Source organism: Rhodobacter xanthinilyticus, assembly GCF_001856665.1.
Taxonomy (GTDB): domain Bacteria; phylum Pseudomonadota; class Alphaproteobacteria; order Rhodobacterales; family Rhodobacteraceae; genus Rhodobacter; species Rhodobacter xanthinilyticus.
In genome coordinates this window covers 93178-109591 of the sequence record NZ_CP017782.1, presented here as the reverse complement: position 1 = coordinate 109591, position 16414 = coordinate 93178, and the positions used below count along the sequence as shown (strand labels likewise).

Sequence of the window (16414 nt, the reverse complement as noted above, 5' to 3'; positions counted from 1 at the left end):
AGAGCGATGTCGTGCCCGGCAGCCTGGCGCCGGACGTTTTCAGGATAGCCGAGGCCCCGAGGGGCCCCGGCCGGGGAGGAAGGCTTACTGCCAGGACTTGATCAGCTCATCATAGCTGACGGTCTGCGGGGTTTCGTCCTCGTTTTCAAGCTTGGGATAGGGCGCGCCGGGCTGGTCGAACCAGTACTGGGCGTCCATCTCCTCATTCAGCTTGGGACCGATGTCACCCTGGATACCGGCCCGCTCAAGACGCTCCAGCACGCGCTCCTGATCGGCGCAGAGCGCATCGAGTGCCTCTTGCGGGGTCTTGGCGCCCGACATGGCATCGCCGATGTTCTGCCACCACAGCTGCGCCAGCTTCGGGTAATCCGGAACGTTGGTACCAGTGGGCGACCATGCCACGCGTGCGGGCGAGCGGTAGAACTCGACCAAACCGCCCAGCTTGGGTGCGCGCTCGGTGAAGCTGTCATGCTGCACGGTCGACTCGCGGATGAAGGTCAGGCCCACGTGGGATTTCTTCACGTCCACGGTCTTCGAGGTGACGAACTGGGCATAAAGCCAGGCCGCCTTGGCACGATCCACCGGGGTGGATTGCATCAGCGTCCACGAACCGGCGTCCTGATAGCCGACCTTCTGGCCCTCTTTCCAGTAAACGCCATGCGGCGAGGGAGCCATGCGCCACTTGGGCGTGCCGTCCTCGTTCATCACCGGCAGTCCCGGCTTGACGGTGTCGGCGGTGAAGGCGGTGTACCAGAACATCTGCTGCGCGACGTTGCCCTGCGCCGGGATCGGACCGGCCTCGGAGAAGGTCATGCCAGCGGCCGCCGGGGGCGAGTACTTGTTCAGCCACTCGATCGCCTTGGTGACGGCATAGACTGCCGCGGGGCTGTTGGTCGCGCCGCCGCGCGCCACGCACGAGCCCGTCGGCTGCGAGTTCTCATTCACGCGGATGCCCCATTCATCGACCGGAAGGCCGTTGGGTTCGCCCACATCGCCCATACCGGCCATCGACATCCACGCATCGGTGTAGCGCCAGCCAAGCGAGGGGTCTTTCTTGCCGTAGTCCATGTTGCCATAGACCGCGCCCTGAACGCCCAGGTGCGACAGATCACGACCGGTGAAGAACTCGGCGATATCCTCATAGGCCGACCAGTTGACCGGAACGCCCAGATCGTAGCCGTAAGCCGCCTTGAAGTCGGCCTTGTTCTTCTCGTCGTTGAACCAGTCATAGCGGAACCAGTAGAGGTTCGCGAACTGCTGGGTCGGCATCTGATAGACCTTGCCATCCGGGCCGGTGGTGAAGCTCAGGCCGATGAAGTCGGCCAGATCGAGCGTCGGCAGGGTCACATCGGCGCCCTCGCCTGCCATCCAGTCGGTCAGGTTGCGCACCTGCTGATAGCGCCAGTGGGTGCCGATCAGATCGCTGTCATTAACATAGCCGTCGTAGATATTCTCGCCCGACTGCATCTGGGTTTGCAGCTTTTCGACCACGTCGCCCTCGCCGATCAGGTCATGGGTGACCTTGATGCCGGTGATCGCGGTGAAGGCCGGGGCCAGCACCTGGCTTTCGTATTCGTGGGTGGTGATCGTTTCAGAGACGACCTTGATTTCCATGCCCGCGAAAGGCTTCGCCGCATCGACGAAGAACTGCATTTCGGCTTCCTGCTCGGCACGGCTCAGCGACGACAGATCGCCGATCTCCTTGTCGAGGAAGCCGCGCGCGGCATCCATGTCGGCGAAGGCCGGACCCGACAGGATCAGCAGCGCCGCCGTTGTTGATGTGAGCTTAAGGTTCATTTTAGTCCTCCCGTTTGAACCGTTCAGTCATTGAGTGTGAAGCGTGGCCGAGCCCCTCCTGCCCGGCCACGCGGGTCGTTCGCTAAACCCAGCGGAACACCGCCGCGGCGTAGATCAGGCAGACGATCAGGGCATAGGGCTGCCCCGCGCCCACGACACCAAGCCAGGCCAGATTGATGAAGGCTGGGCTGGTGCACGGTTTCTTGAGACAGTTCGGAGCGCTATTTCTCTCAGGAAAGGGGAGTAGAGCATGGACAAGAAGATCGACGACACCTCAGGTGCGACGGAGGCCACGGCCCCGTCGGCGCGCGCCCATCACGCTGGCGACGGCGGGGCCGTGGCCGGTCCTGCCAGGCGCCTTTCGGCGAAGCGCAAACTCGTGGCGGTTCAGCGGCTCATGCGGGGTGAGAGCTTGGAGGCGGTGTCGCGGGACCTGAACGTTCCGGTTCACCGGCTGTCCGAATGGCGCGACCGGGTGCTCATGGCGGCCGAGAGTGCGCTGAAGGAACGCGAGCGCGATGAGCGTGACGACGAGATTGCGCGGCTGCAGGCCAAGGTGGGCGAGATCACCATGGCCAACGAGTTGCTGTACGCGAAGATCGACAAGCTGGAGGGCGGCCGCCCTTTGGCCCGGCGGAGGTCGAGGACATGAGCCAGGCGCACTCGATCTCCACGCACCGGCGCTACGGGACGACGCGTGTCTGCAACATCTGGGGGGTCCCCCGGGCGACGGTGTACCGGCATCGTGTTACGGGCAATGCCGCCAATGAGGCGCGGCCGCCACGTCGTCGTGGTCCGGAGGGGGCCTGCAGCGACAGCGCGCTTCTGGAGCATATCGAGGCCATCATCGAAGCCTCGCCGTTTTCCGGGGAAGGCTACCGGAAGATATGGGCGCGGCTTCGGCATCTGGGCGTCTGTACCGCCCCCCGTCGGGTGCGGCGGGTCATGAAGGAGAACGACCTTCTGGCACCTCAGCGACCCGTCCAGCGGGATGCGCATCCCCATGACGGGACGATCGTCACTGAGCGGGTCGATCAGGTCTGGGGCACGGACATGACCCAGACGGTCACCATCGGGGAGGGACGGGCCTACGTGTTCATCGCGGTGGATCATTGCTCGGGCGAGTTCGTCGGCACCCATGCGTCTTCAAGTGCCAGCCGGTGGGAGGCGCTGGAACCGATCCGTCAGGGCGTCACCCGGCACTTCGGCTGTATCGGGCCGGATACGGCCCTCGGCCTGATCCTGCGGCACGACCACGGATCGAACTACATGTCAGAAGACTTCCAGAGCGAGATCAAATGCTTCGGGATCACCAGTTCACCAGCTTTCGTGCGCCAGCCCGAGGGCAATGGGGTGGCCGAACGGGCCATACGCACCCTCAAGGAGCAACTGCTCTGGGTCCGCCATTTTGTGACCGTCGAAGAGCTCAGGCATGCTTTGGCCGCCTTCGCCGCGCGATACAACGCATCATGGCTGCGGGAACGGCACGGCTACAAAACGCCCGATCAGATCAGGGCCGAACAGAAGGCCCTTGAAACCGACGCCGCCAAAGGGTTCAAAATGGCGGCATGACCAGCGCAACGCGCTGTCTCATAACCGTGCCCCGGTACACCGAGACACCGAACTGATCCATGAGGTCACTCCGGTTTACATGCCCCTCCCAGAACAAGCGGAACTCTATGAACTCGAGACGTTGCTCGACTCCCCATCGAAGTTCTGACTTGTCGTTATCCACCCTGGCCTCCCGGTATCCCAATGCGCATTGTAACTATGCGCGCCCATTTTCTGGGCCTGCGACAACCTTAGGGAGTGACGCCGAGATTATCAATCGAATTTCAAGACGTTGCCTTGGAAGTCGACCATTCAGGCGTAGATACCCCAGGGACTGGTCTTGGACTATCAAAGCCCAAAGGATCAGCTAGCTCGAACGTAAGTATCCTCGGCGATGCTTCGTCGCTGCAAGCTTCAGTAGCTCGGTCACAGCATGCCCCTCGTCTGGGTGCCGTTCGATTAGCATCTGCCCTCGAAACCCGATACGGCCCCATTCCCGCACGAGGCATGCGCCGCCAAACAGGTCCGGCTGAACGCTCATTCGATAGAAGCGCCGCATGTTGAGAGACGGGTCGATCCGCTTGAGATCGACCGTCGTCGGGAACACTTCCATTTGCTGCGATGTGTCGAACATGTTGTTGATGCCTCTCTCCAGACCACAATATCAAGCGCTCTTCGACGTTTCCACAATGTTCTGTCCCGGATTGAAGTCGGGGGCTCACGCCCCCTTCTCGAACTTCATGACCGGGATGCCGAGCTTCTTGGCCTTGTCGGCGAGGTTTTCCTGGATACCGGTTCCGGGGAAGACAAGGACCCCGACCGGGAGCACATCCAGCATCGCGTCGTTGCGCTTGAAGGGCGCGGCCTTGGCGTGCTTGGTCCAGTCGGGCTTGAAGGCCACCTGCGTCACGCCCCGGGCTTCGGCCCATTTGGCGGCGATGAGCTCTGCGCCCTTCGGGCTGCCACCGTGCAGGAGGACCATGTCGGGATACTTAGTCCGGACCTGGTCGAGCTTGCCCCAGATCAGGCGGTGATCATTGAAATCGGTCCCGCCGGTGAGGGCGACCTTGGGGCCTGCGGGAAGCATTACCTCGGTCTCGGCGCGGCGCTTGGCGGCCAGGAAGTCGCGGCTGTCGATCAGGGCGGCGGTCATGTGCTGGCGGTTCACCATCGAGCCGGTGCGGGGGCGCCAGGTCGATCCCGTGTGATGGACGAACTCGGTGGCCGCGTGATCGCGCATCATGTCCATGCAGTTGCGCCGTTCAACGAGAGTCAGGCCTTCGGCCGTCAGGCGCTCGAGTTCGACGGACTTCACTTCGGAGCCGTCCTGCTCGCGCTGGAGGCGGCGCTGCGCCTGCTCGTTCTCATCGAGCGTCCGCTCGATCCGGGCCGTGGCGCGGTGGAAGAGGTTGACCTGGCCCCAGAGCACCTCTTCGAGGTCGGGTTCCATGCGGGTGTCTTCGAGGGTCGCAACGAGGGCGTCGAAGATGTCGGCGACGGCGACGGCGAGGCGCTGCCCATCTGGCATCGGACGCGGATCGGGCTCGTCAAAGGGGCGGTAGCCATAGAGCTGCAGCTCGTCGAGCGCATGGGCGGTCTGGGATGCGGTGTGGGCGGGTTCATACGCGTCGTCGCGGGTGTGGATCGTCATCGGTTTCTTGCCTCCGGGCCTGTCTCGTCCGCGCGTCATCCCGCGCGGCCTTCATGGGCAGACCCGAGCCGTCGGGCGGTTGCCCCTTCACCCCGGCTTCACCGGGGCCGGAACAGCGTGGAGGAGGTCGGCAGGGAAGCTATTTGTCTCGCGATGCAAAGGCGGCTTTGCCGCCGGCGGAAATAGGTTCCCTGCCGACCTTGCAGGGGCAACCGCTTTGACGGCCTGCCCATCTCTTGAAGGCCGCGCAGGGCTGACGGGTGGATGCGCAAGGCCCGGGATGAGGTGACGACGACGATCCAGAGCCACGACTGGGATGCAGCCCCCTGCCCCGCACTCCCAGCCCCCCTGCGCGATGCAGCTCAGCTGGGCAGGCGATACCGATCCTCTGGCCCGATCTGACCTGCCAGATGCTGGCGCAGCGCGTCCTTGCCGTTCGCCCGAAGATCATCGTTGAAATCCCCTAGCCGCGGTTCCAGCACATGGCAACCAATCCCGACCTCGGAGGCTCTGTCGCTCAACTTCTCTGCCGCGCGCTGCCCGGCCGGATCGCGATCGATCGCGATGTAGAGGCGCTTCAGCCCCTCCGGCAGCTGGACCACCCCGAGGTGACCCGAAGAGAGTGCCGCCCAGACGGGCAGACCTGGGATTGCCTCGGACAGGGACAGCATGGTCTCGATGCCTTCGCCGACGACGAGGATGTCATCCTGCGAGGTCAGCCTAACGGCATTGCCGAGGAGGTGACCCATAGCCCGACGCTGTGGATTCACTGCCGCCTTCCCCTGTCCGTCAGGCGCCAGCCAGGTGCGATGCACGCCCTGCACGGCCCCTGCCCCATCGGTGACCGCCGCGATCATCGCCGGTCTGGGGATGCTCTGGGTCTGCCCCTCTTCCCGATGCCAGCACTTCGGGTGGAAGCGTAAGGCGCCGTTCGCCCCGAATTGGGTGATGCCTCGGGAACGGAGGTAGGTCTCAGCAAGCGTGCCTGTGATCGGGTTCGAGGCAGCAAACAAGCGCACCGCCGCCGCAGGAGTGCCACCGGGCGCCTTGGCCTTCCTCGGCTCTTGCCTATCCGGGACGACCGGCTGCGGACGGCCAAGATGCGCTCGGGCCTCGGCGACAAGGTCGGGGAAGCGCGTGATCCCCGTCCGGGCGCGGATGATATCGAGGAGATCGCCATGCTCGCCTGTGGCCCCATCGGTATTATGTGGAATTCCACATAATACCGAACATGTTGCGGCGCGGATTATGTTGCGGTTGCGGTTCTGGTCCCTGTTCTGCTGTGGATTTCGCGGGGCTGGGCAACATAACCTCAGCGCAGCGGGGGGAGTTTCGTGAAGGTGCGCGATGCAGCGGAACTGTCACGCCGCCTCGCGCGCGATGCTGAGGCCGTGTGTCGGCATTACCTTCCCAACGGGCGGCGGCAGGGTCAGTACTGGACCGTCGGCGATGCGCGCAACACGCCGGGGCGGTCGATGTTCGTCCGGCTGAAGGGACCGGAGGCGGGCCCCGGTGCCGCCGGTCATTGGACCGATGCCGCCACGGCCGAACATGGCGACCTTCTCGACGTGATCCGGGAGAGCTGTGGCCTGACCTCGTTCGGCGATGTTGTCGAGGAGGCGCGGCGCTTCCTGAGCCTGCCACTGGTCGAGCTTGCCCGGCCCGACACTCCTATGCCTGCCCGCGCCACCATGGTGTCGCCGGATGCGGCACAGCGGCTGATTGCCATGGCGCAGCCGATCCGGGGCACCCCGGTCGAGACCTATCTGGCTGGTCGTGGCATCGCGCCGGTCGAGGACGCGGGGCGTTGCGGTATCATCCACGCTGCTACTATCGACCCGACACAGGCGCACCAGCGCAGCCGCGTCCGGCGATGATCGCGTCCGTCACCGACCTGCAGGGCAGGATCACCGGAGCGCACCGCACCTGGCTCGCGCCGGACGGCTCGGGCAAGGCGGCGGTCACCACTCCCCGGCGGGCCATGGGCAACCTCCTAGGCAATGCCGTGCGCTTCGGGGTTGCGGATGAGGTTCTGGCCGTCGGCGAAGGGATCGAGACGATGCTGTCGCTGCGCGCGGCATTGCCGGGCATGCCGATGGCGGCAGCATTGTCGGCTGGTCATCTGGGCGCGTTGGAGATCCCGCGCAACTTGCGACGCCTCTACATCGCCCGCGACGCCGATGCCGCGGGCGACAGGGCCGTCGCCACTCTGACCGCACGCGCGCTAGCGGCGGGGATCGACGTGCAGGTGCTGTCGCCCCGAGGCGGCGACTTCAACGACGACCTGCAGGCCACCGGCCTCAACCAGCTGCGCGCAGCACTCCACCCCCAACTCACACCAGAAGATGCAAACAAGTTCGGCGAAGGCTGAACAGCGAGGAGGATCGAATGACGCGCGGTTGCTACAGCGATTTCAGGAACGCCATCAGGTCTTTGTCCTCCTTCCACGAGCGCCCTGGCCTCTGTTGGCCGACTTCGCATAGCGCAACGGCGTTGGCTTTCAGCGTTAGGTCGATCTCGGCATAAATGTTGGTCGTGCTGATCGACACATGCCCAAGCCAGGCGCGGATGGTGTTGATGTCTACCCCGGCAAGAACCAGATGGCAGGCGGTCGTATGTCGGATCACATGCGGCGTGATCGTGCGGCCAGCGAGCGCTGGAACTTGCGCAGCACAGCGCTCAATCAGGCGATAGACCCCGAAGCGCGTAAACCCTGTCCCCAGCCTGCTGACAAAAACAGGTGCGTCCATTTCGCGTTCACGGATTTCGTGCGCAAGAGCCCGCTCGGTTTCCGGCCACAACGGGCACTGGCGGATCTTGCCGCCTTTCCCATGAAGGGTCGCAAGATCATGGCCGCCCCTCCGGGCGGCAAGCGACAGATCCTGCACCTTCAGCTCTGTTGCCTCGGACACGCGCGCGCCGGTGTTGTAAAGGAAGAGCAGGAGCGCGTATTCGTGCTGCCCCCGTTCCGTCTTCCTATCCGGCACCGCAAGCATCGCCTCCATTTCCGACCGAGTCAGCCATCCAACAGATGGCTGCATGGTTTTCTTCGACGAGATGGCGCGGATATGCCCGCACCACTCGATATGCGCCGGATCTCTGCTGCCAATAAAGCGGGCAAAGGCTTTTATTGCGGCAAGTCGTTGATTGCGGGTACGGACTGAACATCCGCGGTCGTCCTCCACATGCGAGAGGAACTTTAGAACGAGCCCTGATGCAAGGTCACGCACCGTCAACCTGTCAACGGGTTTTCTCAGCTTTCGGCTGGCAAATGGCAGGAACAGGCGGAAGGTATCACGATAGCTGGCACGCGTATTTCGGGCCAGGTTTCGCTCGGTAACGATGAATTCGGTCAGGAAACGCCGAAGCCAGGGGCCAAGAAGATCACGCTCGGGCATCATCACCTCCATGGGCATAGAGCGCAAATCGTCTCGACGCTTGGCTCAAGAGTTCCGGGGTCATCGTCAGGTAGATCTTGGTGCCTTCCAGATCGGAGTGCCCGAGGTAGGTGGACAGCACCGGCATCAGCCGTTGCACATCTGCGCCCTGCCTATACCAAGTGGTCAGCCTGTGAACGGCGAAGGTGTGTCGGAGATCGTGCAGGCGCGGCGCTACTCTACCACCCACGCTACCACGGACGTCCGCAGTGCGCCGTAGCCGGTCGAACGCAGCCTGAACGGTGCTGCTGGCGAGCCGCGTGCCGTCCCTATTCGACAGCAAGAACGCAGTACCATCCTTCGCATATCGCTTTCCCGCAGGCTGCAACAGGTGGTCGACAAGCACTTTCGCGAGGGACAATCCGAATGGTACCAACCTGCTTTTTTGGAATTTGGTATCCCGGATCGTCAGGACGGAAGTTGACATGTCGACATTTTCACGCGCGAGGCCGGTTGCCTCGCTGTAGCGCAGCCCGGCGCCATAGAGCAGCAAGAGCAATGTGCGGAACGTGATTGGGTCGAGTTGCTTCGCGCGGCCCAATGCGATCTCGATGTTTCGAAGATCGAAGAGACGCTGCAACTGTATGCGACTGTAAATATGAGGTGGAGCCAGCAAGGGTCGCGGTCCTTCGCTTGCGGGGAGCGGCGAAGAGCCGGCGTAATCGCGACTGATTGCAAATCTCCAAAAGCCCGCCAGAGCATAAGCTTTGCTGTCGCGATGCCGGGTTCTAGGTCCCTGACCAATCAAAAAGCTCAGCACCTGGTCCGTCGATATGTCGTCGCATTCTATTTCGTCACCGACGTGGCGCAGGAACTGCCGCAAGAGGTTCCGTGCCGTCGTGAACTTCGCACCATGTGCTTGTCGCCATTCGACGTAGTGCTCAATCGCAACTCCCAGTTTCATAGCAGGCCCTCCAGTTCGAGGGCTGCCGCCTCACGTAAGGCTGCCAAGTCGACCTTCGCATAAATCGCCGTTGAAGACGGATCGCGATGGCCGAGGAAGTCTCCGATGACTTTCATCGACATGCCGCGATCCATAAGGTGTTGGGCGGCTGCATGCCGGAGTGCATGTGGGCCTCGCCGGCCCGTCACGACGCCGATTGTCGCGAGTCTATCGCGAACGATTTTTCCCAATGCTTTGCGATCCAAGGGACGGATCGGCGCCCGCGAGGTGAAGAAGACAGCGCGCCCGTAACCTGTAGGCCGCCCATGCTGGAAGTAGTCCAGGATCGCCTGCCCAACTTCCTGAAATAGCGGCCAGAGCTGGGTCCGACCCGGCTTCGGGCATCGGACTCGAAGCATTTCAGCGTCCCAATCGAAGTCATCGAGGCGCAGGCCCGCTACCTCAGCGACACGCAAACCGTAGGATGTGAACAGCATGAGGATCGCCCGATCACGCAGATCGACAATGCGCCCCCGCAGACCGAATCCATAAGCCGCTCGACGTCGTTGCGCTCGATCCCCTTCGGCAATACCTCGTCAACCCTGTATCTCGGGGCGACGATACCTGCGCCCAAACCCGGGCGACACCATTTGCGCTTTTCGGCAAAGGCGATGAATGCTCTGAGGCGCTGCGCGTAGTCGTGGAGCGTTCTTCGGCTCCAGACGCCGCGGCGATGTTCATCACCAATGATATCGTCAATATCAGCTATCGAAAGCGCGCCGATCAGAATGCCGCGCGCCGCAATCCGGGTCAGGAAGTGGCCAGCCGCGTGACAGTAACCACGAACCGTTTCGGGGGAGAGGCCCCGCTCCTTGCGCAACCAGGTTTCGTAGGTACTGAGTTCTGCGGCACAGGGATGGACCGCGTCATCGGCTTCGATCCAGCCAAGGTGATGCAGAAGGTCTGAGCAATGGCTGATGAAGCGCTGCTTGGCCTTACTTGTGGCCTCCCGGTCAAATCTGCGACCTTCGGGATTGGCCCAGAGCCTGGCGGCGGTTTCGATCTCATTCTGGCTAATCCTGTCGTGATCGCGAAGGTCCAGAAGCCGCACGAGGTTGAGATGGGCATTCGCATGCTTTCGCAGTGTGGTGCGCCGTGCCCCACCTGCTTTGAGTTGTAGAAGGTATCCTGCCCTTAGATCGGCGAGCGGCGCATTGCGGTGCTTTGCCGCCGCCGGTGCGAGGAAGATTTCTTCGAACATGGCTGTGTCTCCTTTTCTATGGAAACACAGAGTTCGCACGTTTCGGCGCACACCTCCGCGTTCGATCCTCCTCGCTGTTCAGCCTTCGCCGAACTTGTTTGCATCTTCTGGTGTGAGTTGGGGGTGGAGTGCTGCGCGCAGCTGGTTGAGGCCGGTGGCCTGCAGGTCGTCGTTGAAGTCGCCGCCTCGGGGCGACAGCACCTGCACGTCGATCCCCGCCGCTAGCGCGCGTGCGGTCAGAGTGGCGACGGCCCTGTCGCCCGCGGCATCGGCGTCGCGGGCGATGTAGAGGCGTCGCAAGTTGCGCGGGATCTCCAACGCGCCCAGATGACCAGCCGACAATGCTGCCGCCATCGGCATGCCCGGCAATGCCGCGCGCAGCGACAGCATCGTCTCGATCCCTTCGCCGACGGCCAGAACCTCATCCGCAACCCCGAAGCGCACGGCATTGCCTAGGAGGTTGCCCATGGCCCGCCGGGGAGTGGTGACCGCCGCCTTGCCCGAGCCGTCCGGCGCGAGCCAGGTGCGGTGCGCTCCGGTGATCCTGCCCTGCAGGTCGGTGACGGACGCGATCATCGCCGGACGCGGCTGCGCTGGTGCGCCTGTGTCGGGTCGATAGTAGCAGCGTGGATGATACCGCAACGCCCCCGCGTCCTCGACCGGCGCGATGCCACGACCAGCCAGATAGGTCTCGACCGGGGTGCCCCGGATCGGCTGCGCCATGGCAATCAGCCGCTGTGCCGCATCCGGCGACACCATGGTGGCGCGGGCAGGCATAGGAGTGTCGGGCCGGGCAAGCTCGACCAGTGGCAGGCTCAGGAAGCGCCGCGCCTCCTCGACAACATCGCCGAACGAGGTCAGGCCACAGCTCTCCCGGATCACGTCGAGAAGGTCGCCATGTTCGGCCGTGGCGGCATCGGTCCAATGACCGGCGGCACCGGGGCCCGCCTCCGGTCCCTTCAGCCGGACGAACATCGACCGCCCCGGCGTGTTGCGCGCATCGCCGACGGTCCAGTACTGACCCTGCCGCCGCCCGTTGGGAAGGTAATGCCGACACACGGCCTCAGCATCGCGCGCGAGGCGGCGTGACAGTTCCGCTGCATCGCGCACCTTCACGAAACTCCCCCCGCTGCGCTGAGGTTATGTTGCCCAGCCCCGCGAAATCCACAGCAGAACAGGGACCAGAACCGCAACCGCAACATAATCCGCGCCGCAACATGTTCCGTAAACTTGCCCGCTGCCCCTGGTCCCGACGCAGGGCCCGTCAACCGCACGAAGAGTGACCGACCGGGGTTGTTCTGCAGATCGCCGACGATCCAGTAGGATCCTTCCCGCCTCCCCTTGGACAAGTAGGCACGACAGACGCCTTCGGCATTTTCAGCCAGATCGCGCACAAGGTCTTCGGTCTCGGAATACATGGGTCAACAACCTCCGCGATCATGTAGACTTGCGACAGGGCAACGTGCAAGAAGGCGATCCAGTATCGCGACGCCATCGGCGTCGGTCGGGCAGAACAGCCGCAGCTTCCAGCTGATGATTTCCGAGAAGAAGCCGTCGGCCTTGAGTCGATCCTTGGCTGCCTCCGAGAAGCCCGAAAGCTCGATCCGGTTCACACCCATGACGCGCGAGCGGTGCAATTCCATCCCTTCGGCCAGCCTCACGACTGTCTTGCCCTCCAGAACGAGGGCATGGACCTGCGCCGCCGAGAGCTTCGGCGCGTCTTTGGCCAGCGTGGTCGCGACCCAGGCGGGCGAGACGCGGCGGCCGATGATACGCTGCCCGTCATCGATCTGCAGGCGGTAGACGCGGGTTTCATCCTGGGGAAGCTGCTTCCAGATCGGCAGCAGCAGACCTGCCACGATGTGCAGCGTGGAGTCCGAAAACTCCGGCACCTGGGCCAGTTCCGCAGTCCACGCCGCTGTGAAGGCCGCGCGGTCGGCCTCGAGCCAGTGGGTGTCCTCCATGACCTTGGCCGGGACCGTGCTGGCATCAAACGGGCGGATCAGGCGCAGGCGCGGCTCGATGGTGCCATCGTCCAGCATCAGGCTGGTGGCGGGCACCTGCACCGCCGCCCGGCCTGAGCGGCTGTTGACCAAGAGCCGCGCCTTTGGATCATCGAGCCAGTCGAGCGCATCCACGAGCGCTGTCGGCGTGTTGCGGCGCTTTTCCGCGATGGTGAGAAGCTGGGTTTCCGCACCCGAGCCTGGATGGGTGTAGATCACCCGCGCGTCCGTGACGCGGAAGCTCTCGGCGCGCAGCGTCTCGAGCCCAAGGTCATAGACCCCGGCGGCGATGGCGCCCTCGATCCGCTGGTCGAGCAATTCCTCGAAGACCGAGAATAGCACGGCTTGCATGTCGATCGTCAGCGCCAGCAGGCGATTGAGGAAGGTCGTGATCGGCGGCAGGTCGTCCTTCAGACCGTTGTCATCGGTCAGGCTCAGGCCGGTGGCATCCTCGAAGGCCCCGAGGGAACAGCCCACGACATCGCCGCGATAGATGCGGCGGTAAAGCTGGCGCAGCGCATCGCGGGCGTAAGGTGACTCGAGATTGTCCTCGGGGCGAAACAGCCCCTGCCCGCCCGTCTGGCGCTGACCCCGCGTGATGGCTCCGAGCGTATCGAGGCGGCGCGCGATGGTGGACAGGAACCGCTTCTCCGCCTTCACATCGGTGGCCACCGGCCGGAACAGCGGCGGCTGCGCCTGGTTGGTGCGGTTGGTGCGGCCCAAACCTTGAATCGCCGCGTCTGCTTTCCAGCCGGGTTCCAAGAGGTAGTGGACCCGCAGGCGCTGGTTCTTCGCCCCGAGATCGGCGTGATAGCTGCGCCCGGTGCCGCCGGCATCCGAGAAGATCAGGATACGCTTTTCGTTATCCATGAAGGCTTGGGTTTCCGCGAAGTTCGCGGCTCCAGCCCGGTTCTCCACTACGAGCCGTGCCGAATGCCCTTCGCCCTTCCGCACGATGCGCCGCGAGCGCCCTGTGACTTCGGCCACGAGATCCGTGCCGAAGCGCTGGACGATCTGGTCGAGTGCACCCGGCACCGGCGGAAGCGAAGCCAGTTTCTCGATCAGCGCGTCACGACGCCGGACGGCTTCGCGGCACTCCACCGGTTGGCCGTCGCGCGTGACGGGGCGCGACGAGAGGTTGCCCTCGCTGTCGGTGAAAGGCTCGTAGAGCTGCACCGGGAAGGAATGGGCGAGGTAGTCCAGAACGTATTCCCTGGGTGTGATGTCACAACGGATATCATTCCATTCGTCGGTCGGGATCTCCGACAGGCGGCGTTCCATCAGCGCCTCACCCGTCGAGACGATCTGGATGACCGCCGCGTGACCCGCAGCCAGATCTGCATCGATGGATGCGATAAGCGTGGGGGTCTTCATCGAGGTGAGCAAATGGCCGAAGAAGCGCTGTTTGGCGCTCTCGAAGGCGGACCGCGCTGCGGACTTGGCCTGGCGGTTCAGCGTGCCCGACCCGGTCGGCCCGTCGGCCGCGCCGGAAATGTTCGCCGCCTCCAGCGCCGCAGTCAGGTTGTTGTGGATGATAGCGAAGGCCCCGGCATAGGCATCGTAGATGCCGCGCTGCTCGGGGCTGAGAGCATGCTCTAGCATCTCGTATTCGACATCGTCATAGGAAAGCGACCGCGCTGTGTAGAGGCCGAGTGCCCGGAGGTCGCGGGCAAGAACCTCCATCGCCGCGACACCGCCAGCCTCAATGGCTTCCACGAATTCCGACCGGGTCTGGAAGGGGAAATCCTCCCCGCCCCAAAGCCCGAGACGCTGCGCATAGGCGAGGTTGTGGACGGTCGTGGCACCCGTGGCCGAGACATAGACCACGCGGGCATTCGGAAGTTTGTGCTGCAGCCGCAGACCCGCCCTGCCCTGCTGCGAGGCCATGGTATCGCCTCGCTCGCCTTTGCCCCCGGCGGCATTCGCCATGGCATGGCTTTCGTCAAAGAGGATCACCCCATCGAACTCCGCCCCGAGCCAGTCGACGATCTGATCGACGCGGGATTTCTTGGCCCCCCGTTCTTCAGAACGCAGTGTGGCGTAGGTGGTGAAGAGAATGCCCTCGGTCAGCGGGATGTCGCGGCCTTGGGCAAAGCGCGAGAGCGGCGTGACCAGCAGGCGCTCCTGGCCAAGGGCCGACCAGTCGCGCTGTGCGTCCTCGAGAAGCTTGTCGCTTTTCGAGATCCAGAGCGCCTTGCGTCTTCCTCGGGCCCAGTTGTCGAGCAAGATCCCGGCCGACTGACGGCCCTTGCCCGCGCCGGTGCCATCACCCAAAAAGAAACCCCGGCGGAAGCGGACGGCGTCAGCGGCATCGTCCCGTGCAGCGGAGACCATGTCTCCGGTCTCATCAACGGTCCAAGACCCAGTGAGATGCGCGCCATGCGCCTCCCCCGCGTAGATGACGGTCTCGAGCTGCGCGTCGGACAGCAGGCCGTCGCGCAGGACGGCCGGGGGCAGCTTGGGGCGGTACGTGGGTTTCGGAGGTGCGACAGAGGCCATGGCCGCCGATTGCACAAGCTTGGTCGGGTGTGCGGTCGCTGCGGGGATGTCGATCGCCTGCAAACGGAAGGTCTCGTAGATCGCATCGGACAGACGTGTCGCGTCCTCGGCGTTGTCGCGGAGTTCGTAGCTTAGGTCCTCGACCTCGATCTGCGCTCCAGGTTTCTCCGGTTGAGCCGCAGAGGTCGCGCGCGATCGGTTGACGGGCTTGCATGTTGTGGGGGCAGGATTTCCCGGGAAGAGGGGAGAGTGGCCCAGACGCGCATTTGCGGCCCGTTCCATCTCGAGGCGCGGCGGAACCTCTGCAGTGACCCTGGACATTAGACGCGCCACGTCGGGGGACGTGGGCTGGTGCAGGTCAGCGGTGATGCCGCCCGGCTCACCGCCGCGGCATTTATCGAAGACAGAAATCCGCGTCTCGAAGCTGGTGCCGTGCTTGGCGAAAGCTGCGCCCGACACCGCGCCGGTGAAGATGAGATGGGCCGTCTCGGTCAGACGGCCGAAGGTCTCGGCCCAGGCCGGCGCATCAGGAGCGAAACCGGCCCCTGTGATGGCCACGAGCCGTCCGCCGGGAACTAAGCGCGCAAGGGCCGAGCGCAGATGTCGGGCCGTCGCCTCGGTCGACCGACCATCGACATTGGCCACAGCCGAGAAGGGCGGGTTCATCAGAATGACGCTCGGGCTTGAGCAGGCATCGAGATGATCGTCGATCTGCGCGGCATCAAACCCCGTGACCGGTCGGCCCGGGAACAGCAAGCGAAGAAGGTCGGCGCGGGTGTCCGCCAACTCGTTCAGAGCCAGAGTGCCGCCGGCGATCTCGGCGAGGATCGCCAGAAGCCCGGTCCCGGCAGACGGCTCTAGGACAAGATCATAGGGCGTGATCTGTGCTGCCGCCACAGCCGCGAGCCCCATGGGCAGCGGCGTCGAGAATTGCTGAAAGCGCTCCATCTCTTCCGACCGCCGGGTGTGCGTGGGCAAGAGGCCTGCCACCTTGGCGAGGATCGGCAAGAGCGCCGCAGGCGAGCCGGCACGCGCAAGCAACGCCCGACCGAATTTCCGCAGAAAGAGGATCAGCGCCACCTCGCCCGCCTCATAGGCGAGCTTCCAGTCCCAAGCACCGGTCGCATCGGAACCGCCAAAGGCATGTTCCATCTCGCGGCGCAGGCGCAGCGGGTCGATCAGAAGCCCTTGCGCCAGATCGGGCTGCAGCGCTTCGGCAACAGCAACGATCGCAGGGGCAGGATTTGCTGCCAACGGAACAACGGGCGCAGGCAAGGACGCCTGCGCAACAGGGGCAAGATGGGTCATCGGGAATCTCCGGAATGAAGGATA

General features: G+C 64.0%; 10 protein-coding genes and 5 pseudogenes. 2 read left to right on the top strand and 13 right to left on the bottom strand.

All coding sequences use genetic code 11. The features are described 5' to 3' along the window. Nucleotides 1-84: 84 nt before the first annotated feature. On the bottom strand, nucleotides 85-1797 hold the full coding sequence (locus LPB142_RS17355) for an ABC transporter substrate-binding protein (RefSeq protein WP_071167372.1): 1713 nt from the start codon (nucleotides 1795-1797) through the stop codon (nucleotides 85-87). A gap of 82 nt (nucleotides 1798-1879) precedes the next feature. Then, nucleotides 1880-1981: pseudogene (locus LPB142_RS19995) on the bottom strand (DUF2160 domain-containing protein); the annotation flags it as partial. A gap of 153 nt (nucleotides 1982-2134) precedes the next feature. Here LPB142_RS19995 and LPB142_RS17345 point away from each other — a divergent pair. Beyond that, nucleotides 2135-3369: pseudogene (locus LPB142_RS17345) on the top strand (IS3 family transposase). 37 nt (nucleotides 3370-3406) lie between these two features. Here the strand turns inward: LPB142_RS17345 and LPB142_RS19660 are convergent. From LPB142_RS19660 to LPB142_RS18720, 4 genes and pseudogenes are all read right to left on the bottom strand, one after another. Further along, nucleotides 3407-3532, bottom strand: a pseudogene (locus LPB142_RS19660) (WYL domain-containing protein); the annotation flags it as partial. A 183-nt stretch (nucleotides 3533-3715) separates the two neighbouring features. Further along, complete coding sequence (locus tag LPB142_RS17335; protein ID WP_071167370.1) at nucleotides 3716-3982, bottom strand: WGR domain-containing protein; 267 nt, start codon at nucleotides 3980-3982, stop codon at nucleotides 3716-3718. An 84-nt stretch (nucleotides 3983-4066) separates the two neighbouring features. Beyond that, nucleotides 4067-4999, bottom strand: coding sequence for a DUF2493 domain-containing protein (locus LPB142_RS17330; protein WP_071167369.1), 933 nt, complete (start codon nucleotides 4997-4999; stop codon nucleotides 4067-4069). A 362-nt stretch (nucleotides 5000-5361) separates the two neighbouring features. Then, nucleotides 5362-6012 carry a DUF7146 domain-containing protein gene (locus tag LPB142_RS18720; RefSeq protein WP_232231053.1) on the bottom strand — a complete coding sequence of 217 codons (651 nt, stop codon included), beginning with the start codon at nucleotides 6010-6012 and terminating at the stop codon, nucleotides 5362-5364. A 321-nt stretch (nucleotides 6013-6333) separates the two neighbouring features. Between LPB142_RS18720 and LPB142_RS17320 the strand changes: the two are divergent. Next, a pseudogene (locus LPB142_RS17320) lies at nucleotides 6334-7370 on the top strand (DUF7146 domain-containing protein). Between the two features lie 31 nt (nucleotides 7371-7401). Here LPB142_RS17320 and LPB142_RS17315 read toward each other — a convergent pair. The 7 genes and pseudogenes from LPB142_RS17315 to LPB142_RS17295 form a co-directional block, all read right to left on the bottom strand. After that, complete coding sequence (locus LPB142_RS17315) at nucleotides 7402-8397, bottom strand: tyrosine-type recombinase/integrase (protein WP_071167463.1); 996 nt, start codon at nucleotides 8395-8397, stop codon at nucleotides 7402-7404. Then, nucleotides 8384-9340 (bottom strand): tyrosine-type recombinase/integrase, encoded by a 957-nt coding sequence (locus tag LPB142_RS17310; RefSeq protein WP_071167368.1) that lies wholly within the window; start codon nucleotides 9338-9340, stop codon nucleotides 8384-8386. The genes LPB142_RS17315 and LPB142_RS17310 overlap by 14 nt, the downstream gene beginning before the upstream one ends. Further along, on the bottom strand, nucleotides 9337-9816 hold the full coding sequence (locus tag LPB142_RS19655; protein WP_232231052.1) for a tyrosine-type recombinase/integrase: 480 nt from the start codon (nucleotides 9814-9816) through the stop codon (nucleotides 9337-9339). Before LPB142_RS19655 ends, LPB142_RS17310 begins: the two co-directional genes overlap by 4 nt. Further along, nucleotides 9777-10580, bottom strand: coding sequence for a site-specific integrase (locus LPB142_RS19650; RefSeq protein ID WP_232231051.1), 804 nt, complete (start codon nucleotides 10578-10580; stop codon nucleotides 9777-9779). Before LPB142_RS19650 ends, LPB142_RS19655 begins: the two co-directional genes overlap by 40 nt. A gap of 78 nt (nucleotides 10581-10658) precedes the next feature. Then, nucleotides 10659-11696, bottom strand: a complete 1038-nt coding sequence (locus tag LPB142_RS17300) for a DUF7146 domain-containing protein (RefSeq protein ID WP_083392798.1) — start codon at nucleotides 11694-11696, stop codon at nucleotides 10659-10661. Nucleotides 11697-11800: 104 nt separating this feature from the next. Next, nucleotides 11801-11998, bottom strand: a pseudogene (locus LPB142_RS19645) (DNA primase); the annotation flags it as partial. A 3-nt stretch (nucleotides 11999-12001) separates the two neighbouring features. Next, nucleotides 12002-16390 (bottom strand): bifunctional class I SAM-dependent methyltransferase/DEAD/DEAH box helicase, encoded by a 4389-nt coding sequence (locus LPB142_RS17295; RefSeq protein ID WP_071167367.1) that lies wholly within the window; start codon nucleotides 16388-16390, stop codon nucleotides 12002-12004. Nucleotides 16391-16414 lie beyond the last annotated feature (24 nt).

Excerpts from the sequence above, each read along its gene's own strand:
- LPB142_RS17355 (WP_071167372.1), bottom strand. The coding sequence starts at position 1,797 with ATGAACCTTAAGCTCACATCAACAACGGCGGCGCTGCTGATCCTGTCG.
- LPB142_RS17335 (WP_071167370.1), bottom strand. The coding sequence starts at position 3,982 with ATGTTCGACACATCGCAGCAAATGGAAGTGTTCCCGACGACGGTCGAT.
- LPB142_RS17330 (WP_071167369.1), bottom strand. The coding sequence starts at position 4,999 with ATGACGATCCACACCCGCGACGACGCGTATGAACCCGCCCACACCGCA.
- LPB142_RS17315 (WP_071167463.1), bottom strand. The coding sequence starts at position 8,397 with ATGCCCGAGCGTGATCTTCTTGGCCCCTGGCTTCGGCGTTTCCTGACC.
- LPB142_RS17310 (WP_071167368.1), bottom strand. The coding sequence starts at position 9,340 with ATGAAACTGGGAGTTGCGATTGAGCACTACGTCGAATGGCGACAAGCA.
- LPB142_RS19655 (WP_232231052.1), bottom strand. The coding sequence starts at position 9,816 with ATGCTGTTCACATCCTACGGTTTGCGTGTCGCTGAGGTAGCGGGCCTG.
- LPB142_RS19650 (WP_232231051.1), bottom strand. The coding sequence starts at position 10,580 with ATGTTCGAAGAAATCTTCCTCGCACCGGCGGCGGCAAAGCACCGCAAT.
- LPB142_RS17295 (WP_071167367.1), bottom strand. The coding sequence starts at position 16,390 with ATGACCCATCTTGCCCCTGTTGCGCAGGCGTCCTTGCCTGCGCCCGTT.